This is a genomic window from Marinitoga sp. 38H-ov (genome assembly GCF_011057715.1).
GTDB lineage: Bacteria > Thermotogota > Thermotogae > Petrotogales > Petrotogaceae > Marinitoga.
This window is the reverse complement of the sequence record NZ_LNGH01000009.1, coordinates 36,514-59,077: the sequence shown is the minus strand read 5'-3', so window position 1 is coordinate 59,077 and position 22,564 is coordinate 36,514. Positions and strand designations below refer to the sequence as shown.

The window sequence follows — 22,564 nt, the reverse complement described above, 5'->3', positions numbered from 1 at the left end:
TGACTTATTACCGGAGACTATAGTTTGATAACAATTTCACTTTCAATATTATTATACAAAAGAAATATTTCACAAATATTAATTAAAAATAAAAATTAAACTGTTTTTGTCTGAATTTTTTGTTAATTATTTCACTATATAACAAAAAACCCTTCCAAAAATGGAAGGGTTAAAATATTATTTATTTGCAAGAATTACATCGTCAAAATAGATTGTTGTTGGTACATCTTTACCTAATTCAAAACTCAATCTTACTACATCATCTGCTGTTTCTGGGTGTGTATATTCAAATGTGAATGTTTGCCATTCTGTTGTTAAATCAACTGTTTTTGCTAAATAATTGTAGTATGGATCATGGTTTTGTAATATTTTCGCATTTATTTTTCTTGGTGCATCAGCTTTTGCTTTAAATGAAAATACATATGTTTTCCCTTTTTCTAATTTTACATCTTGATCAAATTGAATATGCCATGTATCTGCTCCAGAATCTGCTACTGTTATAGCTATATATCCATCTTTTACTTCTAAATCAGATACTCTTGCACCACTAATTTTATATGTTGATGCTTGCCAAATAAACCAATGCATTGGATCTTTTTCATCATCAACAATCATTGTATCAAATGTGCTATTGTTCAATAATGAAACTAAACCTTCTGTACTTATTGCTTCAACTGTTTGTTCTACAGGTTTTTCTGCAACTGTTGTATTTTGAGAATTAAAAAATAATACTCCACCTACTAAACCAACTGCTAATAATGCAACTGTAATTGCCACTAAAATTTCATTACTCATAATTTTACCTCCTATTATTTTTCCATTACGCTAACATCATCAAAGTAATATTCTCCTATAGGTGATGTTCCTAATTCAAAACCAAGTTTTACTGTATACGAATCCAAATCAAAATCTGATGGTATTTCTACTTCATATGAATAATCTTTCCAATCTGATGTCAATGAAACACTTTCTGCTAAAAATGGAGGATCAATCCATAAGTTATTGTCATCATTTTTTCTTGCTGTTACAACAAAATTTAATGCTGGATTTTCAGCTGTTGATTTTGCTTTGAATTTAATTGTATACGTCTTTCCACCTTCAATATTATTAAGCCATTGAGCTAATTGAATTGTCCATGTACCAGATCCTGGGTTGTTAACCACTACTTTTGCTTCTCCATTAACAATTGTTGCAGATGAAGAAGCCCAACCATTCCAATCAGCTCCTTCAGGTGTAAATTTAAACCAACCTTCAAAACCAACATTTTCATCATCTCCTAAAATTCTTTCAGAAAAATCACCATTTACAACTATCTCTACTGGTTCATTAGTATTAGTATCTTCTACTGGTCTTACACATGAAGATAATAATCCTATAACTAACAATGAAAGAACTAACATCACTAAAAATCTTTTATTCATATTTCCACCTCCTAATGAATTTTATTTAAATTTAGAAATACATTGTTATTGATAATGTTCCAGATGTTTGATTTTCTTCTTTATTTCCATCCCATAAAATTGAAGGTGAAACAACTATATCCATATAATTATAATTTGCTGAAATGCCAAATTTTGAAACAGGTGTTTCGCTATCAAAAGTAAAATAACTATTTATAGATAAAATATCAGAAAGTTTATATTCTCCATCAACTCCAATTAAATATGTTTTAAATGTTTCTGCATCCGGGGAAATATATGAAGTTAAATCAAATTGTTCAAAATTAAATTTTAAACCAGCGGTTAGTTTTTCTAATTTATTTTCTTCTATATTATATTTAGCATAAGATAATACATTTAATAAATTCAAATTAACATCAATTCCTGTTTCCATTTTTTTATAATTTTCATATAATACTGTTTTTAGAGATATTGGACTATAAAACATATTTGCAAATAATACATTTACTTTTGGTAATTGATCTTCTTTATTTGTGCTTTTTGAATCGAAATTCATATCTAAAGCAGCATATATACTTCCTAAATTATTAGGAAATTCTACAGATAAATTCCCTGCTAACCATAAGTCGTTGCCAAAAGGAGAAACTCTAAAATTTTGAACTTTTTTACCTAAAAATAAGTTAGCAAAATTTAAGTTTAATATACCATAAGCTTGATCAATTTTGAAACTACTATTAACTGGTTCTCTAATTAAACCTATAAAATATGAATCCCCTTTAATTCCCAAATACAACAATCCTATGCTTTCTGATGATTTGATTTTTGGTTCAAAAGTTAAATCATAATTCACTTCAACATATCCATCTAAGTTAATATCAGCGGAAAATAAAAACGACACCATTAAAACAACTAGAAAAATTGATAATATTTTTTTCATATAATACCTCCCATTCAAAATTTTAGAATCTTCATCATATCTACATTATAGCAATGTAACTATTACATTAAAAACTCAATTATCTTTATTTTTTCCTAATTATTCTCTATTTTTTTGTATTTCTATTTAATAGTTTTTATTATCTTAAAATGCTATTAATAATATTAACAATATATAGTAAATTTTTAGTAAAAAAAAGAGGCCTTAAAGGCCTCAAAATATTTTTATTATTTTTTCCATAATCCATGTAAATTACAAAATTCTCTTGCTGAAACTTCTTTTCCTTTAGCAACTTTAAACAATGCCTCAGGTTTATCGTTTGGAGTTAAGAATTTTTTAAATACTTCTCCATCAACTGTTAATTCTATCCATTCTATATAATGTTCTTCAGTCATAGGATGAGCTGTTGTTTCACCAACTTTTACTAAATAACCATCTTCAACTTCTTGAATAAATGGAACATGTTTTTCAACTGATGAATCTGCTGTTTTTTCTTCAAATAGTTTCATAGGTTCCCCACAACAAATTAATTCTCCAGCACCTTCATGTAATACTTCAACAATGTTTCCACACTTTTCACATTTATAAACTTGTCCTCTCTTAGTCATTAAAATCCCTCCCTACGCTTGTGTTATTGGTGGTGTATAAACCCTTTGAGCCAAATCTTTATCTAACATAAATAATGCATCTTTACTATCACCAATTAATTCTAATTTATCCAATATTTCTCTCGCATTTTCTTCTTCTTCCACTTGTTCATCAATATACCATTGCAAGAAATTATATGTAGCTCTATCTTTTAACTCTTCAGCAATATCAACTAAATCATTAATACATTGAGTTATGTGTTGTTCATGTTCTAATGTAGCTTCTATAACATCTTTAATCCCATTCCATTTATGTTGTGGTTCTTTAATTTCTTTTAAATCAACTTCAGAACCTTGACTCAATAAATAATCAAATAATTTCATAGCATGATCTCTTTCTTCCATTGCCTGAATCCTCATCCAATTCGCAAAACCTTTTAATCCCATATTATCAAAATATGCTGACATCGATAAATATAAATAGGAAGAATATAATTCTTCGTTTATTTGCTTATTTAATGCTTCTGACATTTTACTTTTTAACATACCATCACCCCTTTTTAATTTTATTACATAAATATTATACACCTTAAAAATTTTTAAGTCAATGTTTTTTTAATACAAATATATTTTTATACTTTATCTAAAATTATTATATTATATTTTTTAGATTTTGTCAAGTTATTTTTAAAAAAATCCTCCATAAGGAGGATTAAAGAGTATTTTTGTAAATTCTTAGTAAAGCTGAAAAATCTACTAAAAAATGAACAAAAATTGCACTTATTATTCCATACTTAAAATATAAAAATGAAAAAAATAGACCAAAAGCAAATCTAATTGGAAATGTTAATACAAAATATTTTTTACTTTCTAATCCATTAAATAAATTAAATATATGAATTAATGCAAATAAAAAAGATGATATAATAGAAACATGCATAATATTACTTAATTCATTTAGTAAAAGTTCATTCAAAATACCTCTAAAAAATACTTCTTCAGTTATAGATGCAGCTATAGGTATTAAAAATAATCTTTTTCTGTTAATATAAAATTTAAGAGAATTTGTTTTTACCCATTTATCAGGTAATATATTTATAATTATTCCATATATTAAAAATATTAAATATATTAAATAAGGAATTTTTATAAATATTATTAAATTATATAATGGTATTAATAATAAAAATATTATACTTTTTATTATTAATCCTTTTTCAAATTGAATATTTCTTTCTATTAAATAAATAATAAAAAAATATAAGACAATATTTAAGAATAATAATATCATTTTAATCCCTTTATCTCTTTTAATTTTTCTACAAATGCTTTGAATATCGGGTGTGGTTTTCCAACTTTGCTTTTTAATTCCGGATGATATTGCACTCCAATAAAAAACGGATGTTCTTTTAACTCTACAGCTTCTACAAAATCCGACTTTGCTGATATTATTAATTTTCCTTCTAAATTACTTTCATCTGGATATGCAAATAATTCTTTAAACCTTTCTAAATTTACTTCATATCTATGTCTATGTCTTTCGAATACTATTTCTTCATTATATATAGAATATAATTTAGTATTCCTAAATATTTTTGTTTCTTGAGAACCCAATCTCATTGTTCCGCCTAATTTTAATATTTCCTTTTGTTCTTCCATCATATCTATAACTGGATAAGGTGTATTTTTATCAAATTCATATGAGTTAGCAGTTTCTAATTTACCGACATTTCTTGCATATTCAATTACCATTATTTGCATTCCTAAACAAATACCAAAAATAGGTATTTTATTTTCTCTTGCTATTTTTACTGCCTTTATTTTACCTTCAATACCTCTTCTCCCAAAGCCTCCAGGAATTATTATCCCATCATATTTTGACAATAATCCTTCAGCTTCCTCCTCAGTTAATTCTTCAATTGTTTGAGAATCTAATAATTCAGGTTTTTCTGCTCCGCTTAAGAATATACTTTCAATTATACTTTTATAAGCATCATCTGTTCCTAAATACTTCCCAACTATAGCTATTTTTACTGGAGCAAAGTTTTTAGGATAATTCCAATTTAATTTATTATCTATTTTTATATTTAATTTCTCTGCTATCATATTTTGTATTCCTAAATTAAATATTTTTTCTGGAACTTCATATACATTATCTGCATCTGGCAAATTAATAACATATTTTCTATTAACTCCTGCAAATAAGGCTATTTTATCCATACTATTCGAATCTATTGATTTTTCTGTTCTAATTATTAACATATTAGGATGAATTCCTATTTTCCTTAACAATTGAACTGATTGTTGTGTTGGTTTTGTTTTAAATTCATTAGTAACATTTAAATACGGAACAAATGTTACATGAATAAAAAAGAAATTTTCAATACCTTCTTCTAAAGAAAGTTCTCTTACCGCTTCTAAAAATATTTCTCCTTCGATATCTCCTACAGTCCCACCTATTTCAATCATAAGTAAGTCAGTATCTATACTTTTAATTCTATTTTTTATTTCATCTGTAACATGTGGTACCATCTGCACAGTTGCACCTAAATATTTCCCTTCTCTTTCTTTTTCTATTATGCTTTTGAATATTTGACCTGCTGTTATATTATTATATCTTTTCATATTTATTCCTAAAAATCTTTCATAATGCCCCAAATCAAGATCAGCTTCATACCCATCATCTGTAACGAAAACTTCACCATGTTGATTAGGATTCATTGTACCTGCATCAACATTCAAATATGGATCTATTTTTAATGAATTAACCTTTATTCCGCAATCCTTTAATACTCTACCTATTGATGCAGAAACAATTCCTTTTCCAATTCCACTTAAAACCCCACCTGTTACAACAATATATTTTTTAGCCATTTCTTCACCTCCACAATGATATTTAAATAATAATTATTATATAATTTTAAATAAAATAAGGGAAGCGAAAGCTTCCCTTATAAAGGTCATTATTCTTCATCTATATTTAATTTTTCTGCTAATGAATCTACAACATCTTCTACTGTTTTTATTTTCTCTAATTCTTCATCTTCTATAGATACTCCTAATTCTGACTCGAATGCCATTGTTAAATCAACTAACTCTAATGAATCTGCATCTAAATCATCTGTAAAAGAAGCGTCTAAAGTTACGTCTTCCTCATCAACATTTAATGTATCTACTATAATTTCTTTTACCTTTTCAAAAAGTTCATCTCTTGTCATTTAAATACCTCCCTATATATTTTCACAAGACAGCCAATAATAAAATCGGTATTATTATATTAATATTTTTCCACAATGTCAAGTAAATTTTCTTTGTATTTTTTGTAAAATTAAAACATTTTTTTCAATTTTTCAGCTTCTTCCTCAGAAATCTTATTATTTGATACTAATTCTTCCATTTTTTTTATTCTTTTTACACTATTTAATTGAGATAAAACAGAATATAAATAACTTAAATATTCTTCTCTTGTTTCAAAATTATTTTCTACTAATTCCTCATTATTATCAATATTATTATCAATATTTTTTTCTTCTAGATGTTCTTCAGTTTTTATATTATATGTCCCATCTTTAATATACAATGTATTTGTTTCCCTAATTAAAGAAATAAGTAAAAACCATTCATATAAATTAAATGTAATTATTCTAAGAAACATAATAAAATTGGAATCTCTATATTTTATTACTGGTTTATCAATGACATTATTTATAATTTCCATATTTTGGATAAAAAATTGATCTTTAATTATTTTATTTAAAAGATTTATATATGTAACCCATAAAAAGAATAAAAATAGAATAAACAAAAATGTATCAAATTGAGGCAAAGAATATTCTAAATTTTGTAATTCTTCTAAAGAAGTTATTTGACTATAAATTTTTTCAATTTGATTAGATAATTTTAAAAATATTAAAGTGAATCCCAAAAAAGAAATAATATATCCAAACAATACTTTTAATGAATCTTTTTCTTTTATTTTACCAAAATCATAATTTTTTATTCCTTTTGTTTCAAATATTTTCTTCAATCTTTTTATATGCTCATCTCTATTTTTTAAAAGTATATGATACACAAACATTGTAATAGCAAAGCTTACTGGCCATAAATATGGTATTAAATAAATTATCATGCCGATTATTACAATTAAAGGATTCAAAATAACCATCAAATCACTCCAACATAGATTTTTCTTTTAAAATTTGAGGAGCCCAATATTTTTCCACTTCAAATTGTTCTCCAGTCTGCATATTTTTTATAGTTATTATATTGTTTTGCATCTCATTTTCACCAATAATAACTACAAAACGGGCATTTAATTTATTAGCATGTTTCATTTGATTTCTAATACTTCTATCTGATATATTTAAGAATACTTTTAAATCTTCATCCTTTAACTTTTTAGCTAATTTCATAGCTTCAATATCTGTTTCTTTCCCTGAATAAGCAATATATACATCAATAACTTCAGGATTTTCTATGTTTATATTTTCTTTTTTTAATGCTAATATTACTCTTTCAATTCCCATTCCAAAGCCTATAGCTGGAGTTTCTTTTCCTCCTATTTCTTCCACTAAAGAATTATATCTTCCACCACCTAAAATTACTGATTGAGCACCTAAATCTAAATGCTCAATTTCAAAGGCTGTTTTAGAGTAATAATCAAGACCTCTAACAATTCTTGAATCTATTTCATAATTAATTTCTAATGCATTTAAATAACTTATAACTCTATTAAAATGATCCTTACAATCATCACATAAATAATCTAAAATGACAGGAGCATCCTTTGCATATTTATTATCAATTTTACAATCTAATAATCTCATTATATTTACATCATATCTTTTTTGACAATCTTCACACATATTAGGTAACATAGGCTTATAATAATTTTTAAGAGCCTCTCTATATTTCGGGCGGCATTCTGGACATCCAATACTATTTATCTTAATTTTATAATTTTTTAATCCTAAAGCTTTTAATAGCTCATCTGCCAAAACAATTATTTCTGCATCTGATATTGGTGTATCTGTACCAAAAATTTCTACTCCTATTTGATGAAATTGTCTTAATCTTCCAGCTTGAGGTTTTTCATATCTAAACATTGGACCAATATAATATAATTTTATTGGAGATCCCATATTAATCATTGAGTTTTCTACATATGCCCTTACTACAGAAGCCGTTCCTTCTGGTCTTAGTGTGACCGATCTACCACCTTTATCTTCAAATGTATACATTTCCTTTTGTACTATATCACTAGATTCCCCTACACTTCTTTTAAATAGTTCAGTTGGTTCTATAATAGGGGTTCTAATTTCTTTATAACCATACTTCAAAAATATTTCACGTGCTTTATTTTCTATATAATACCAAAGCTTTATTTCATCACCAAAAATATCTTGTGTCCCTTTAAACTTTTTATACTGACCCATATTTTACCCTTTAAAAGGGGTCACCTCCTCTAAGTTTCAAAAATTTTAGTTGAATAACATCTTTAATATCCCTAAATATTTTAATTATAGCAAAGAATATTACAAAAAATTCTAACCTTCCCAAATACATTCCCAATGTTTCTATCCATATTACACCTAAAGGTGCATTTGGTGTTGTAATACCAACCGATAACCCAACAGCTGATAATGCAGAAGCATATTCAAACAGCGAATCTTCCATAGTATATCCATATGATAATAATACTAATACGCCAATTATGTATATTAAAAAATACATTGATACTACAGCAATTACATCTCTTAAAGTATCATATGATATTCTTTTTTTAGATATTCCCTTATATACTTCAATATGAAAAACACTTCCTTCTGGTTTAAAATAATTTTTTATTTGATGTGTTATTATTTTCCATATAACGAAAACTCTAAATAACTTCAACCCACCTGAAGTAGAGTCCATCATTCCTCCCAATATCATTAAAATTGTCATTATCAATAATCCAAAATTATTCCAATTATCATATGATACTGTAGAAAAACCTGTACCTGTTAACGCAGAAACCGCTTGAAATACTGCATGCCTTAATCCACCAAAAAAACCATATAAAATTTTTGTTGTAAAAAATAATAATAAAAATATTGATATTAAAAGTATGAAAAACATTGTCTTTGGTTCAGGATTTTTTTTAAATAAATCTTTTCTTCTCAACGCCGCATAATGAACCCCAAAGCCAGTACCACCCGAAATCATTAGAATTATTATTATTATTTCAGCATTTACATTATTAAATTCACCAACGCTATTTATTTTTGTAGAAAAACCACCTGTTGCCAATGCGGTTAATGTATGATTAAAAGCATCAAAAAAATTTAATCCAGCAATAAATTTCAAAAGAAATATACCTATAATTGCCCAAGATAAATAAATTCCAAATATTATTTTAGCAGAATCTCTTAAATTCGGAACAACATTATCTGTTCGGCCCTCAGCTTGATATAACCCAACTCCTAATGCGCCAGTAGCAATAACCATAATTAATGCAAAACCTGCACCACCAAAATACTGCATTAAACTTCTCCATAATAAGAAAATTTTAGGTATTTTTTCCACATCAACTAAAGTAAGCCCAGTTGTTGTCCAGCCACTAGTAGATTCAAAAATTGCATGGTGTATATTTAATATGCCAGAAAATACAAATGGCAGAGCAGAAAAGAAAATTGCTAATGTCCAAACTAAAAAAATTATTACAATTGCATCCTGAATATTTATAGAATCATTTTCTTTATTCCATCCTATTAAAATAAAAAATGAACCAACAAAAATACTTATTAATCCAGATTCTAAAAAACTATATAAAGAATTAAAATCTTTATATAATAAAGAAAGAGTTCCAAATAATATTAATCCTATTCCAAAATATACTAACATTGTACCAGTATTTTTGAATATTATTTTATATCTATGTTTCAAATTATATAAGTATTTTGGCATATTTTCATCCTTTCAAAATCTTGAGTTTTACCTCTGGAACCTTGTCTTTCAAAGAAAAAATAACCAATTTATCTCCTGGTAAAATCTCCGTATTTCCTTGAGGAACAAATATACCATCTTCCCTAATAAGCATACTTACTATTGAATTTTCTGGCATATGTAAATCTTTTAATTTTTTATTTGCTGCATAATCTTGCTTTTTTATTTTTACTTCTATAATTGCAAGTTTATCAGCATAAGGATTAAAGAAGCTTAAGTTTGTTTGATATTCTAAAGATGCTTCAATTATTTTTTCTATCCAATTAGTTATACTAACAGTTTCTATATGATTTAATAAAAATAATTTTTCATTTTCAGGATAATTAACTAATGAAATAACTCTTATATCCTCATATAAACTTTTAATTAACCAAGATACTACAAAGTTCAGTGCATCATCATCAGAAAGAGATATAACTCCACCTACTCTATTTGGAGCCATATCTAAACTTTCTAAAAAACTAATTTCTGTAGGATCATGTAAAATACCATCTAAATTAGAATAATAGGCTTTCAAAGATAAAATTTTATTTATATTTACTTCTTTAGAAGAAATATAATAAACACTATAACCTTTATGTAATAAATTTCTGACAATAGAATAAGCTATATTCTCTCCTTCTATAATATAAAAAATTTTATTTTTCATTATTTACACCTTCATTCCCAACTAGTTCATCAACTGCATGTTCTATTGGACAGAAGATATTTAACCCAGCTTTTTCAAATAAACTTTTTTTATGAGGATCATTAACACGTGCTATTATTTCTATGTTAGGATTTTTGGATTTATAAAACATATTGCAAGCATTAGCTAACATAAAATTCAAATTATCATCAGGTGTAACCAAATATATAATATCAGCTTTTTCAGCCTTTACTTGCTCTAAAATGGCAATATCCGAACTATCCACAACCATAGAAAACCCAGTAAAGTTGTATTTTTTTAATCTCTCTAAAGCTTCGACCTTTTTATCTACAACAATAACATTATGATCTTTCGAAAATTTTTTAGCTAATTCAGATCCCAATCTCCCACAACCAATAATAATAATATATTTCATTTTATTTTTCATTATCATATTCCTCCAAAATGCGGATGATAATATCTTCCAATTCTTTATCTTTTATAACATTTTCAGCCAATGCTTTTGCAGCATAATAATGTTTTTTTAATAAATTAATATTTTTTAATTTTTTCCAATATAAATATCCTAAAAGGATATGTCCTTCATATCTATTAGGATTATCACATATCAAAGAACTAATTTTATCTTCTAGAATAAAAAAATCCAAATTATTATCAGATTCAAATTTAAATAATTCATTCTTCAATTTTCTATATTTGCTTTCAAAACTTTCACCTTTAAATATTGATTCAGCCAACATTATAGAAAATTCTTCTGGAACTATTGGCTTTTCAATCCAATCTATAACCCCTATTTTAAAAGCATTTTTTATTGAACTTAAATTCATTTTATTACTTACAATATACAATGGGGTTTTTGGCTGATATGTTTTTAAAACCTCTAATAATTCTATTATATTTTCTCCATGTAATTCACTTTCGCTTATAATAAGCGAAAATCTTTCTTTAAAATTTTCTTCGTGATAAAGAAATTCTTTAAGCTCTTTTACAGTATATATTATTGTATTAACAAAATCAATATCTTGAAGATAATTATTTATCATTTTTTCGTATAACATCACTATTTCAGGTGTATCATCGATTATTAATATTTTATTCATAATCTCCTCCTAAAGGACAAACTCACTTAAATCCTTATTATCTGCTAAATCTCCAATTCTTTGCCTTACATATTCTTTGGTAATTTGAATATCTACTTCCGAATCTAGCGGAGCTTCATAGGAGATTTCTTCTAATACTCTTTCAACTACAGTATATAATCTTCTAGCGCCAATATTTTCTATTTTTTCATTTAGATTAAATGCAATTTTTGCAATTTCTTCTATACCCTCATTTGTAAATATAATATTTACACCATCTGTCTTTAATAATGCATTATATTGTTTTGTAATAGCATTTTCTGGCTCTACTAAAATCCTAACAAAATCTTTTTCTGTTAAAGCTTCTAATTCTACTCTTATTGGAAATCTTCCTTGCATTTCAGGAATTAAATCAGAAGGCTTTGCAACATGAAAAGCTCCTGCTGCAATAAATAACATATAATCAGTTTTTATTGGTCCATGTTTTGTAATTACTGTAGTACCTTCAACAATTGGTAATAAATCACGTTGTACTCCTTCCCTAGAAACATCAGGTCCAGAACCTCCTGATTTTGCTGCTATTTTATCCATTTCATCAATAAAAATAATACCTCTGTTTTGAGCTCTATCTATAGCTTCTTGAATCATTTTTTCCTTATCTATTAATTTCTCTGCTTCCATAGGAAGTAAAACCTTTCTAGCATCTTTTATTTTCATTTTTTTTCTAATTGTTTTCTTAGGCATCATATTTGAAAACATTTCTCCAATTTGTATTCCCATATCTTCAAATTCAGGACCTAATCCTGCAAACATTGGTGTTGGAGTTTCTTCAACTTCAATTTCTATTTCAATATCTTCTAATTCTTTGTTAATTAATTTCTTTTTTAATTCCTGTCTTCTTTCAAAATTATTTGTTTCTACTACAGGTTCTTCTTTTTTAGGTTGATTCTGACCAAACATATTTAACAATTCCATAAAATTGCCCGCTGGTTGTTGTTTTTTCTTATTAATTCCCATTATAGCATCAAGAATTTTCTCTTCTACCATTTCTTCAGCTTTTTCTTCAACATCTTTCATCATTTCGTTTCTAACCATATTAATAGATACATCAACTAATTCTCTAATCATTGATTCTACATTTTTCCCTACATAACCAACTTCTGTGAATCTAGTTGCTTCAACTTTAATAAATGGTGCATTAGCGATTTGCGCTAATCTTCTAGCAATTTCAGTTTTTCCAACGCCAGTTGGACCTATCATTAAAATATTTTTAGGCATTATTTCCTTTTTTATTTCTTCAGGCAATTTTAATCTTCTATACCTATTCCTTAAAGCTACAGCTACTGCCTTTTTAGCATTATTTTGCCCTATAATATATTTATCTAATTCCTTAACAATTTCTTTTGGTGTTAATTCTACCATATACTCACCTCCGCAAATTCTTAATCCCCCTTACGGGGGATTTAATTAATTTCCATTAAAAGAATTTATTATACTATTAACATTACTATATGTTGTATAACCTGTATTAAAGAAACTCATAAAATTACTTACTATACTCATAGCATTAACTACATTTGTTAAAATATTTTTTGGAACATATATTATATCTCCTGGTTCTAATAATTTATTCATAACATCTGGAACATTTCCACCATTATAAAAGTCTTTTAAATTCAAAACAATTGGTGGTTGATCTGGTCCATCTTTAAACAAGAAAACATTTGATAATTCAGCTGATTGTGTATTAATTCCAGCTTTAAATAATGCCTCTATTACATTTAATCCTTTAGTATATTGTAATAATCCTGGTTTTAATACTTCTCCAAAAATATATACATATTGATTATGGGTATTAGGAACATAAACAACATCGCCTGGATTTATATAAATATTATTCAAATCTTTTATTTTATCTAAATCAATATTATCTAAAACTCCGTTCGGTTTATATATTTTAATATATTTTTGTGTTTTCCAATCAATAGATAATTGACCTAAAATTTCCGTTAAAGGCATTGCAACTTCTGTTTTAATACTTCTAGGTGTAGTATTTCCTAGTATAGTTATGTAATTTAAATTTATTGATAATACAAAACTAACATATGATCCTTGAGGAATTTTAGCCAAAGGATTATTTATAACATCTAAAGAATTATATTCAGCAATTTTTTCATTATTATAGTAAACAGTTATTGTTCCTTCCTTGGAAGGAGAAAAACCATTTACAGCACTAAAAACATCAATTAATGTTACATAATCTTCTGTTTTAGGGGTAATAACATTAACTGAACCATTTTTATATATTAAGACATTATCATTTTTTACTTTCTTTACATTTATATACGTTTCTCCTACAACTGGTAATTTACTTAAATCATTTTCAGCATCTACTCCACTATATTTTTGAATTTCTTCGTTAATCTTAATTTCTATTTCATATTTATCTGAAGGTATATATCCTGCTCTTAATAATATATTCCATATTGAATCATTTAATTTAGCAGAATATGTTCCATTAACAACACCTTCTCCTAATATATAAACTTCTCTTTTTGAAGCTTTAGCTAAAATCATTGTTCCTGGATCAATAATATTATTATATACTTTATTTTCTTCAATAATTATTGATTTACTTTCTCCATTATTTACCAATAATAACTCGCCACTAAAATCATTATTGAATCCTTTTGTTTTAGAAATAATTGCTGATAATGTAATTGGTTCTGAAATATCAAAATCTAATCTTCCCGTATAATTAAAAGCACCAGATGTATAAACATAATTCTTTTTTATTTTTATAGTTATAACACTTCCCGGTTCTAAACTAGAATATTCAAATGAATTTATTTTTTCTTCTGTAAGCCCTAATTTTGCTAAAATTGTTTTTTTGTCAATTCTTTCTTTTTTATCAAAATATATAGTTTTTGCAATATCACCAACTATATATACATATTTTTCAATTGGTATAATATCTATATACATACCATTTTTTAATTCAATATTATCATTTGCTAATATTGTTTCTTTAGTTTCAGGATCAAATATTCTTATTTCTGATAATTCTTTATCTACTCCTAATTTACCTATTAATGTTTCTAAATCAAATTTTTCTGTTTTTGTAAAGATTACTTTTCCTTTATTTGTTACATATACATATTTTTCAATAGGGGTAAACTTAATAATCATACCTTTTGTTAGGTTAATATTTTCTGTTGGATATGCTATTTCACCAGTATCAGGATTAAATATTTCTATATTATAATCATTTTTTTCAAATCCCATTTTCCCCAATAGGGTATATAAATCAAATTTTTCTTTTACATCAAATAATATTTTTCCTCCACCATTATTAGAACTTACATATACATATTTTTCAATTGTATCAAATTCAACTATATCTCCGATATTCAATTCAGTATCTTCATTAATATTTTCCAACTTATCTTCTCTATATACTGAATACTTTACATATTTTGGTTCTATTCCTAATTTAGCCATCAATGTTTTTAAATTAAAATTTTCGTCCTTTTCAAATAAAATTTTACCACCTTTATTTAATCCAAATACATATACATATTTTTCCAATTTATTAAATATTACAGTATCGCCTTTTTCTAAGGATATATTATTATTTCCTTTTAAATCTTGAAATGTATATTTAAAAACATTTTCGCCTCTTAAAATTAAAATTTCATTTTCATAATTCTCTGGATTAATATTTGATAATGATATAATATCTTTTAAAGTAATACCTTCAAAATACTGTATAGTTTTAATCCCAAAATCAGTATAAATATTAATATTTGTATTAAATTCTATCGGAATGACAATTGTAGAATTTTCTGGAATAATAGGATCTTCATCCAACAATAATCCTTTAAATAAATTTGTTATATCATATGATTTCTCTGTTCCATCAGGATACTTTACTATGGCTCTAGAACTTTTCCAAGGCTCCGCAAATCCTCCACTTAGTGATATTATTTTAGTTAAGGATAACTCTGGTTTTGGTAATTGTATAATTCCAGATTTCATAACATTTCCAATAACTTGTACTTCAAATGGAGCATAACTTACAATACCTAAAGTTACATTTGGAGATTTAATATACTCACTTATTTTATCTTTAATCTCTTTCTCCAAAATTTCAATTGTTTTCCCTTGAGCATATAATCTTCCAATAGGAGGAACTGTTATTTCTCCATCAGGCCCTACTAATATTTTTTGATTAGAATATTCAGAATATCCAAAAACCCATAATCCCAAAACATCTCCCGTTCTTATCAAATAGTTAGAAAATGCAGAAATAGTTAATATTACTAAAACTACGATAGCCGCTTTGTGTTTCATACCTTAACCTCCTCAATATCCTAATATTGATTACTTATTATGCTTTCTATCAAATTTATTTCTTGACTAGAAAAACCTTTTAATTTTAAATTCTCAATAATATTTTTTGCAATATCAAATTTATTTAATTTCATAGCAGATTTTAATTTTATTATATTCATATCAATATAAAATTTTTCATTAACATTTACTTCCAAGCATTCATTATAATTTCCTGATAAATAAAGTGCTTTAATATAATAATAATATGTTTCTTCTTCATCCATCCCTTTTTCAATAGATTTTTCAAAATTAACAACTGCATCATTATAATTATTTTCTAGCAAAAAACAAACGCCTAAATTATGATATATTAATGGATTTTCCTCATCTTCTTTTAAAGCTAATAAATAATTTTCTATTGCTAATTTAATATTATTTAATGATAAATATTTATTTCCTAATTTAATAAAATAATTACTTTTATTCTGCAATTCCAACACCTTCCGAATAATAATACATTGTATCGCTAATAATTTTACTATCCAATTGTAAATTAATCTTTACAGGTCTAATACCTGGAGCTATTGGTGCAAATAAATTATATGAAATATTTTGAATTATTTTATAACTATTCTTTATATAATTTTCAAAAACATTAATATATTTAGTTTGAATAATATCTCCACCAGTTAATTGAATTAAATGTTTTATCTCATCATTTAAATCTTTATCGGTTATAATATATAATGTAGTATTAGTTACCAATAACGGCATTATGTTAGTTATATTTATATATTTTTCATAATTGAAGTTTTCATCATCTTTCAATATAATTATTGATTCGCTCTCAATTAATGGAAGCATTTCTAAAAATAAATATTCCATATTGTAAAATTTCATTATTTTAGGTTTTTTATAAGACATATAATAATTAAACGCATATCTTCCTTCAGTATCTGTTATATATATTTTTTTTCTTATATAGTTTATAAAATTATCTTCAGGAGATACTGTATTTATCTTTAAATTAATTTGTTTTTTTGCTACATTAAAGTCTATACTATATAGAAAAACATAATAATTCATTATATCCGTTAAATATTCAATTTGATCTAAAACTAATTCATATTTATTATAATCAAATTTCATCAAAATCCCTTTATCATATTTAATTAGATATGGAAAATCAAATATTTTTGTTATTAAATTATTTTGATATAGATAAACTCCATCATTCATATATGATATAATATATGCATTATAAGGTAATGATATTATATTTATAGGATAATGTTCATTTTCTAGAGGAATTATTTTCTCTATTTCTAAATTCCATGTTGAAAATACTAATATTTGCTTATTTTTTATATCTAATAAACTCAATTCATCGTTAACAAAGCTTCCATGGGTTATGACATATTTTTCTTCTAATTTTTTTTCTTCAATTAATTTACCATTAATATCAAAAACTAATATACTATTATTCGATGCAGAATAAGTCCAAAATCTTCCAACTCTATCAAAATTAACTAACAATAAATTACTAAAGTTATTTAATTTTTCAAATCTAAAATCTTGCTGATTAGAAAAGTTTCTTATTATATATAATCCGCTATTTCCAGATAAATAAAAGTTATCTGTCCTAATGTCATAGTACATATTAAATGGTTTAAAGGTTTCTTCTTTAATACTTTCAAATCTTATCCAATTTTCCTCTGAATTTTCTAAATTTGTATAGTATATTAAATCATTTTCAATATCTAATATATATATATATTCATTTATAATCAAAAAATCATTACCAATAAAAAATTTCTCATTTGAATCAACAATATTTTTTATTCTTCCAATCTCTTTAATTTTTATTTCCGGGTTTATATTAAATTTTATCTTTTTTAAAGAATCGATAAAATTTAATAAAGATATAGCTTCACTATTATTAGGCGAAAAAAATAAAATATTATTTAAATCTTCTTTTGCTCTATTAATATTCCCCAATAACAAATCCAGCTTTGCTGCATAATACCAGAAATATGGAATATCATTTAAATATATTTGATTAGACATAGCTTCTTCCAATTTCAATTTCGCATCATACCTTTTTCCAGAGAAAAAAGAATCTAGGCTCTCAGAAAAAAGTTTTCGAGCCATTTTTTCGCTTTCTGTTAAATTTTGCGAAAAAGATACACTAATAATAAAAATAAATAATAATATAATAAAATTTCTTTTCATTTTATTTATTAAATGTCTTTCTAAATATTTCTATAATATCTGTTTTATTTTCATTTTTATTTAATAATCTTTCAATATTTGATTTGTGTTTATAAACACTAATTAATGCTAATAAAATATTTAATATGCCCAATTCAAATGAATATATAAAACTTATAATACCTATTGTAGTTAAAGTAACAATAGAAGCTAATGAAACATATTTTGTAAATAATGTTATAGGAATCCATATTAAAAAGAATATAAGTCCTAATATAGGATTTAATGCAAAATAAACTCCAACTGTAGATGCAACTCCTTTACCACCTCTAAATTTTAATACAATTGGATAGATGTGTCCTATTACAGCAAAAAAACCTACAAAATATGCAATATTACCGCTTAGTTTATACGCTAAAAAAGTTGGAATAAAAGCTTTTAATAAATCAAGTATCATACTGAACACACCATAAAAAGCTCCTGCACTTCTTAATACATTTGTACCACCTACATTACCACTTCCAACTTTTGTTATATCAATTCCAGCTAATTTTGCCATAATATAACTAAAAGGTATTGATCCACTTATATAACCTATTATAATCCAAAATATATCCATCAATATAATCACCTCAATACTAGCCTCTTTTTTTAAATTTAACAAATACTGGTGCTCCAATAAATGGATCGATATATCTTCGAATCATATTTTGAATTGCTCTTTGATATGACTTAGGTATTTCTTGAGGCATATTACAGAAAAATGTAAATACTGGAGGTTTTATATCTACTTGAGTCCCATAATAAATTTTAATCCTTTTTCCTTTTCTAATTGGAGGTGGAGAAACCATCATAAATCTTTCCAATGCAGCATTTAACGCACTAGTTGGTATTCTTTTGGTATATGAATTATACGAATTATCTATAGCATCCATTAATTTTTCTATGCCCCAATGTTTAGCCGCTGATGTAAAAACTACTGGACTATAATTTACAAAATATAATTCTTTTTCAAAAAGTTTTAAATATTCTTCCATTCTTTTATCATGATATTTTACTAAATCCCATTTATTAAATGCAATTACTGTAGCTTTACCTCTATTTTCTGCAGTCCCTATAACTTTTTTATCTTGTTGAGTAATACCTTCAACAGCATCTATTAATAAAACTACAACATCTGAATTTTCTATTGCTCGAATAGTTCTAACTGTACTGTACATTTCTACAGACCCATAAGATGTTTTTGATTTTCTTTTTAAACCTGCAGTATCTATAAATAAATATTTTTGACCATTAATTTCAACTAACTCATCTATGCTATCCCTTGTAGTTCCAGGAACATCAGAAACTATAGCTCTTTCAATACCAGTAATAGCATTAAACAAAGAAGATTTACCAGCATTAGCTCTCCCTATTAAAGCAACTTTTATAACCTCTTCATTAGATTCTTCTTCAATTGGATGTTCAGGTATTTTTTCAAAAATCCCCTCTATAAGTTCATCTAAATTTTTATTATGTTCTGCCGAAATAGGAATTGGTTCACCTAAACCCAATTTATATAATTCAGGCAATATATTTATCTCATATTTTTCATATGATTCAACCTTATTAGCAACAAATATAACTTTTTCTTTTACCCTTCTTAAAATATCTGCTAAGTAATAATCTTCTGGTGTTAATCCATTTCTTCCATCTACTACAAATAATATTAAATCAGAATCATTTAATGATTCTATAACTTTTTTCTTTGCAATTTCTTCTAATTCATTAGTAGGTTCCTCAAAAATACCACAAGTATCAACTAAGGTGAAGGCACGCCCATCATAGCGTGCCTCACTAAATATTTGATCTCTAGTAACGCCTGGATAATCCATTACAATAGCTTTTTTTTCTTTTATCAACCTATTAAATAAAGTTGATTTACCTACATTTGGTTTTCCAATAATTAGCACAACTGGTTTCATATACTCACCTCATTATTTTATTAAACTAATAACCATACTACCTTTTTGCTCTTCATTTTCAAATTCAATAGATAATATTTCCCCTTCAACACTATCTCCAATTTTCAATACATGTTCCATTTCTTCATTTTCTTTCAATTCAATTTTTGATTTTGGAACAAACGCTTCAACTTCATATTCATCAATTAATACAACTGCACCCTTTCCAACATATTTAACAACTTTTCCAGATATTTTATCTCCTTTTTTCAATTCATTAGATATTTTTTTCCAAGGATTTTCTTTAGTTTGTTTTACACTTAATTTTATTTTTCTATTTTCTTTATCAACATGCAAAACTTTAACTGTAATTTTTTCCCCTTCGTTAAATAAACTTTCTACATCATCTACAAAATTCCAAGACAATTCTGAAACATGCGCAAACCCTGTTAATCCATCATTTAATTTAACTATTATACCATTAGGTAATATTTTTTCAACAATACCTTCTACTATATCTCCATATTTTAATTTATTTTCAATATCTTCCCAAGGATCCCCCATAACTTGTTTATAACTTAAAGATATTTTTTTATTATCTTTATCGATGGATAATACTTTAACTTTTACTACATCTCCAACTTTGACCACATCTTCTATTTTACCTTTACCCGACCAGAATATTTCTGATTCATGAACTAATCCTTCTATACCCTCATCTAATCTAATTGCAAAACCAAATGGGAATATTTCTACAACTTCTCCTTTAACAATAGAATCTATTGGGAACTTTCTTTCAACTTCGTCCCATGGATCATTTTTTAACCTTTTTACTGAAATAGATACTTTTTTACTATCTTTATCTAATTTTATTATTACACCCTTTAATTTATCTCCAATTTTATAATATTTCATATGATCAAAATTTTTGTCCCAAGATAATTCACTCTTTGGAGCCAATGCTGTAATATATTGATTTAAATTAACAAACAAGCCAAATTCTTTTATATCGGTTACAACACCTTCTATTATCATATTTAAATGATGATTATTAAAGAATTCTTCTGTATATTTTTCTATTATACCTCTCCTAGATACAACAATATTTGTTTTATTTCTTCTCTTTTCATTTTTTAATACAAGAAAATCCATTTCTTCCTTTGGAAAATCTGAATTTCTATTTATCATTGCTAAAGAACCTGGTAAAAATCCTTCTATTACATTCTCTAATATTACCTTATATCCTTTATTAACCTTTTCTTTTATCTTTCCTTTAACAATTTTACCTTCCGTTATTTCTCCAATAATTTCATCTTTTTTTGCTGCTTTTTCAGATCCAAATGCTTGACCTTCTGATTCATTAATTTTTAATAATTTAACTGTAATTTCATCACCCAATTTATAATCATTAACATTTTTTAATAAATAATCTTTTCCCACATAAACATCAAAAGGTTTACCTTCAGCAGAAACAAAAACTCCATCGGAACCTTGAGTAATAATTTTTCCTTTTATAATATCCCCCTTTTTTATTTGAAATTCCGTTTCTTCGTTTAAAAGTTTTTCAAATTCGTTTTTATCTCCAACCATCAAAAACCCCTCCTTAAATATTCAATAACTTCTTCAACAGATTTATTTGGTGTTGATGTACCTGTTAAGATACCAATTTTATTATAACCTGAAATATCCATGCCCTTCAATTCATCTACCGAGTCAATATGAACAGCATTATCATTGTATTTTTTTGCTATTTCATATAATTTTCTAGTATTCGAACTGTGTTTTCCTCCTATTATTATAACAAATTCTGCCCAAATTGCAATATCTTTAGATTCATTTTCTCTTATTTTCGTTTCATAACAGATTGTATCCTTTATAACAACTTCATTAAAATCAGATAACCTAACTATCTCTGCAGAAAATTCTCTAAATTTATTGTAATCCATTGTTGTTTGGCTAATAATACATATTTTACTATGATTATATCCCTTTGGTTCTTTAATAATTTCTAGTTTTTTTTCATCAATATTACCTTTTAATCCTATCATCTCGGCATGCTCTTTTTTCCCATATGCAATTATATAATACCCATTTTTTTGTATATTATATGCATAATTAAAAACTTTTTCAACTATAGGACAAGTTAAATCAATTACCTTACTAAAATTATCTCTTAAATATTCTTTATCTTTTAATGGAATACCATGCGCTCTTATTATGCATATAGAATCTTTCGAATCCATGGGTAATTTATCTAATTCATAGAAAAAACAAATATTGTTTTCTATAAGCTCTTTTTTTACCTTGTTATTATGAACAAGATCACCATATATATATACCTTTTTATTTTCTTTTGATAATGTTAAAGCTTCTTTATAGGCTCTTTCTACACCATAACAAAAACCTATTTTTTTTGCCAAACGTATTTCCATATTT

22 protein-coding genes are annotated in these 22,564 nt (G+C 25.7%); all 22 read right to left on the bottom strand.

Annotation, left to right across the window (positions count from 1 at the left end; translation table 11 throughout):
• Positions 1-177: 177 nt before the first annotated feature.
• The 22 genes from AS160_RS03310 to ispH all read right to left on the bottom strand — a co-directional run bounded on the left by AS160_RS03310 (position 178) and on the right by ispH (position 22,560).
• The gene (locus AS160_RS03310; protein ID WP_165144882.1) at positions 178-795 is read right to left on the bottom strand and encodes a carbohydrate binding domain-containing protein; all 618 of its coding nucleotides are present in this window, start codon (positions 793-795) and stop codon (positions 178-180) included.
• Positions 796-809: 14 nt separating this feature from the next.
• The gene (locus AS160_RS03305; protein WP_165144880.1) at positions 810-1,421 is read right to left on the bottom strand and encodes a carbohydrate binding domain-containing protein; all 612 of its coding nucleotides are present in this window, start codon (positions 1,419-1,421) and stop codon (positions 810-812) included.
• Positions 1,422-1,452: 31 nt separating this feature from the next.
• Positions 1,453-2,337, bottom strand: a complete 885-nt coding sequence (locus tag AS160_RS03300) for a hypothetical protein (RefSeq protein ID WP_165144878.1) — start codon at positions 2,335-2,337, stop codon at positions 1,453-1,455.
• Positions 2,338-2,564: 227 nt separating this feature from the next.
• On the bottom strand, positions 2,565-2,945 hold the full coding sequence (locus AS160_RS03295; protein WP_165144876.1) for a desulfoferrodoxin: 381 nt from the start codon (positions 2,943-2,945) through the stop codon (positions 2,565-2,567).
• A 12-nt stretch (positions 2,946-2,957) separates the two neighbouring features.
• A complete protein-coding gene (locus AS160_RS03290) occupies positions 2,958-3,470 on the bottom strand; it encodes a ferritin (protein ID WP_165144874.1) in 513 nt (170 codons plus the stop codon).
• A gap of 166 nt (positions 3,471-3,636) precedes the next feature.
• The gene (locus tag AS160_RS03285) at positions 3,637-4,215 is read right to left on the bottom strand and encodes a CPBP family intramembrane glutamic endopeptidase (protein ID WP_165144872.1); all 579 of its coding nucleotides are present in this window, start codon (positions 4,213-4,215) and stop codon (positions 3,637-3,639) included.
• Entirely contained in the window at positions 4,212-5,798 is a 1,587-nt protein-coding gene (locus AS160_RS03280) for a CTP synthase (protein ID WP_165144870.1), read from the bottom strand. The genes AS160_RS03285 and AS160_RS03280 overlap by 4 nt, the downstream gene beginning before the upstream one ends.
• A gap of 89 nt (positions 5,799-5,887) precedes the next feature.
• Positions 5,888-6,142, bottom strand: a complete 255-nt coding sequence (gene acpP / locus AS160_RS03275) for an acyl carrier protein (RefSeq protein WP_165144868.1) — start codon at positions 6,140-6,142, stop codon at positions 5,888-5,890.
• Between the two features lie 110 nt (positions 6,143-6,252).
• The gene (locus AS160_RS03270; protein WP_165144865.1) at positions 6,253-7,089 is read right to left on the bottom strand and encodes a hypothetical protein; all 837 of its coding nucleotides are present in this window, start codon (positions 7,087-7,089) and stop codon (positions 6,253-6,255) included.
• Between the two features lie 4 nt (positions 7,090-7,093).
• Positions 7,094-8,359: a histidine--tRNA ligase gene (hisS, locus tag AS160_RS03265; protein ID WP_165144862.1), complete on the bottom strand. Its 1,266-nt coding sequence runs from the start codon at positions 8,357-8,359 to the stop codon at positions 7,094-7,096.
• Between the two features lie 10 nt (positions 8,360-8,369).
• Positions 8,370-9,872 carry a TrkH family potassium uptake protein gene (locus tag AS160_RS03260; RefSeq protein WP_165144859.1) on the bottom strand — a complete coding sequence of 501 codons (1,503 nt, stop codon included), beginning with the start codon at positions 9,870-9,872 and terminating at the stop codon, positions 8,370-8,372.
• Between the two features lie 4 nt (positions 9,873-9,876).
• Positions 9,877-10,560 carry a TrkA C-terminal domain-containing protein gene (locus AS160_RS03255; RefSeq protein WP_165144856.1) on the bottom strand — a complete coding sequence of 228 codons (684 nt, stop codon included), beginning with the start codon at positions 10,558-10,560 and terminating at the stop codon, positions 9,877-9,879.
• Positions 10,550-10,987 (bottom strand): NAD(P)-binding protein, encoded by a 438-nt coding sequence (locus AS160_RS03250; protein WP_165144853.1) that lies wholly within the window; start codon positions 10,985-10,987, stop codon positions 10,550-10,552. The genes AS160_RS03255 and AS160_RS03250 overlap by 11 nt, the downstream gene beginning before the upstream one ends.
• A complete protein-coding gene (locus AS160_RS03245) occupies positions 10,977-11,660 on the bottom strand; it encodes a response regulator (RefSeq protein WP_165144850.1) in 684 nt (227 codons plus the stop codon). Before AS160_RS03245 ends, AS160_RS03250 begins: the two co-directional genes overlap by 11 nt.
• A gap of 9 nt (positions 11,661-11,669) precedes the next feature.
• Positions 11,670-13,061 (bottom strand): ATP-dependent protease ATPase subunit HslU, encoded by a 1,392-nt coding sequence (gene hslU / locus AS160_RS03240; RefSeq protein WP_165144847.1) that lies wholly within the window; start codon positions 13,059-13,061, stop codon positions 11,670-11,672.
• Between the two features lie 45 nt (positions 13,062-13,106).
• On the bottom strand, positions 13,107-15,992 hold the full coding sequence (locus AS160_RS03235; RefSeq protein ID WP_165144844.1) for a polysaccharide biosynthesis/export family protein: 2,886 nt from the start codon (positions 15,990-15,992) through the stop codon (positions 13,107-13,109).
• Positions 15,993-16,012: 20 nt separating this feature from the next.
• Positions 16,013-16,465, bottom strand: coding sequence for a tetratricopeptide repeat protein (locus tag AS160_RS03230; protein WP_165144841.1), 453 nt, complete (start codon positions 16,463-16,465; stop codon positions 16,013-16,015).
• Positions 16,455-18,206: a hypothetical protein gene (locus AS160_RS03225; RefSeq protein ID WP_165144838.1), complete on the bottom strand. Its 1,752-nt coding sequence runs from the start codon at positions 18,204-18,206 to the stop codon at positions 16,455-16,457. Before AS160_RS03225 ends, AS160_RS03230 begins: the two co-directional genes overlap by 11 nt.
• 1 nt (position 18,207) lies before the next feature.
• Positions 18,208-18,804, bottom strand: coding sequence for a glycerol-3-phosphate 1-O-acyltransferase PlsY (plsY, locus tag AS160_RS03220; RefSeq protein ID WP_241244212.1), 597 nt, complete (start codon positions 18,802-18,804; stop codon positions 18,208-18,210).
• A gap of 19 nt (positions 18,805-18,823) precedes the next feature.
• Positions 18,824-20,149: a ribosome biogenesis GTPase Der gene (gene der / locus AS160_RS03215; RefSeq protein ID WP_165144835.1), complete on the bottom strand. Its 1,326-nt coding sequence runs from the start codon at positions 20,147-20,149 to the stop codon at positions 18,824-18,826.
• Between the two features lie 12 nt (positions 20,150-20,161).
• The gene (locus AS160_RS03210; protein ID WP_165144832.1) at positions 20,162-21,718 is read right to left on the bottom strand and encodes a S1 RNA-binding domain-containing protein; all 1,557 of its coding nucleotides are present in this window, start codon (positions 21,716-21,718) and stop codon (positions 20,162-20,164) included.
• The gene (gene ispH / locus AS160_RS03205; RefSeq protein ID WP_165144829.1) at positions 21,718-22,560 is read right to left on the bottom strand and encodes a 4-hydroxy-3-methylbut-2-enyl diphosphate reductase; all 843 of its coding nucleotides are present in this window, start codon (positions 22,558-22,560) and stop codon (positions 21,718-21,720) included. The genes AS160_RS03210 and ispH overlap by 1 nt, the downstream gene beginning before the upstream one ends.
• Between the last annotated feature and the right edge of the window lie 4 nt (positions 22,561-22,564).

Excerpts from the sequence above, each read along its gene's own strand:
- AS160_RS03285 (WP_165144872.1), bottom strand. The coding sequence starts at position 4,215 with ATGATATTATTATTCTTAAATATTGTCTTATATTTTTTTATTATTTAT.
- AS160_RS03255 (WP_165144856.1), bottom strand. The coding sequence starts at position 10,560 with ATGAAAAATAAAATTTTTTATATTATAGAAGGAGAGAATATAGCTTAT.
- AS160_RS03225 (WP_165144838.1), bottom strand. The coding sequence starts at position 18,206 with ATGAAAAGAAATTTTATTATATTATTATTTATTTTTATTATTAGTGTA.
- AS160_RS03290 (WP_165144874.1), bottom strand. The coding sequence starts at position 3,470 with ATGTTAAAAAGTAAAATGTCAGAAGCATTAAATAAGCAAATAAACGAA.
- ispH (WP_165144829.1), bottom strand. The coding sequence starts at position 22,560 with ATGGAAATACGTTTGGCAAAAAAAATAGGTTTTTGTTATGGTGTAGAA.
- AS160_RS03280 (WP_165144870.1), bottom strand. The coding sequence starts at position 5,798 with ATGGCTAAAAAATATATTGTTGTAACAGGTGGGGTTTTAAGTGGAATT.
- der (WP_165144835.1), bottom strand. The coding sequence starts at position 20,149 with ATGAAACCAGTTGTGCTAATTATTGGAAAACCAAATGTAGGTAAATCA.
- AS160_RS03295 (WP_165144876.1), bottom strand. The coding sequence starts at position 2,945 with ATGACTAAGAGAGGACAAGTTTATAAATGTGAAAAGTGTGGAAACATT.
- AS160_RS03310 (WP_165144882.1), bottom strand. The coding sequence starts at position 795 with ATGAGTAATGAAATTTTAGTGGCAATTACAGTTGCATTATTAGCAGTT.
- AS160_RS03300 (WP_165144878.1), bottom strand. The coding sequence starts at position 2,337 with ATGAAAAAAATATTATCAATTTTTCTAGTTGTTTTAATGGTGTCGTTT.
- AS160_RS03235 (WP_165144844.1), bottom strand. The coding sequence starts at position 15,992 with ATGAAACACAAAGCGGCTATCGTAGTTTTAGTAATATTAACTATTTCT.
- hisS (WP_165144862.1), bottom strand. The coding sequence starts at position 8,359 with ATGGGTCAGTATAAAAAGTTTAAAGGGACACAAGATATTTTTGGTGAT.
- AS160_RS03305 (WP_165144880.1), bottom strand. The coding sequence starts at position 1,421 with ATGAATAAAAGATTTTTAGTGATGTTAGTTCTTTCATTGTTAGTTATA.
- AS160_RS03260 (WP_165144859.1), bottom strand. The coding sequence starts at position 9,872 with ATGCCAAAATACTTATATAATTTGAAACATAGATATAAAATAATATTC.
- hslU (WP_165144847.1), bottom strand. The coding sequence starts at position 13,061 with ATGGTAGAATTAACACCAAAAGAAATTGTTAAGGAATTAGATAAATAT.
- AS160_RS03250 (WP_165144853.1), bottom strand. The coding sequence starts at position 10,987 with ATGAAAAATAAAATGAAATATATTATTATTATTGGTTGTGGGAGATTG.
- plsY (WP_241244212.1), bottom strand. The coding sequence starts at position 18,804 with ATGGATATATTTTGGATTATAATAGGTTATATAAGTGGATCAATACCT.
- AS160_RS03270 (WP_165144865.1), bottom strand. The coding sequence starts at position 7,089 with ATGGTTATTTTGAATCCTTTAATTGTAATAATCGGCATGATAATTTAT.
- AS160_RS03210 (WP_165144832.1), bottom strand. The coding sequence starts at position 21,718 with ATGGTTGGAGATAAAAACGAATTTGAAAAACTTTTAAACGAAGAAACG.
- acpP (WP_165144868.1), bottom strand. The coding sequence starts at position 6,142 with ATGACAAGAGATGAACTTTTTGAAAAGGTAAAAGAAATTATAGTAGAT.
- AS160_RS03245 (WP_165144850.1), bottom strand. The coding sequence starts at position 11,660 with ATGAATAAAATATTAATAATCGATGATACACCTGAAATAGTGATGTTA.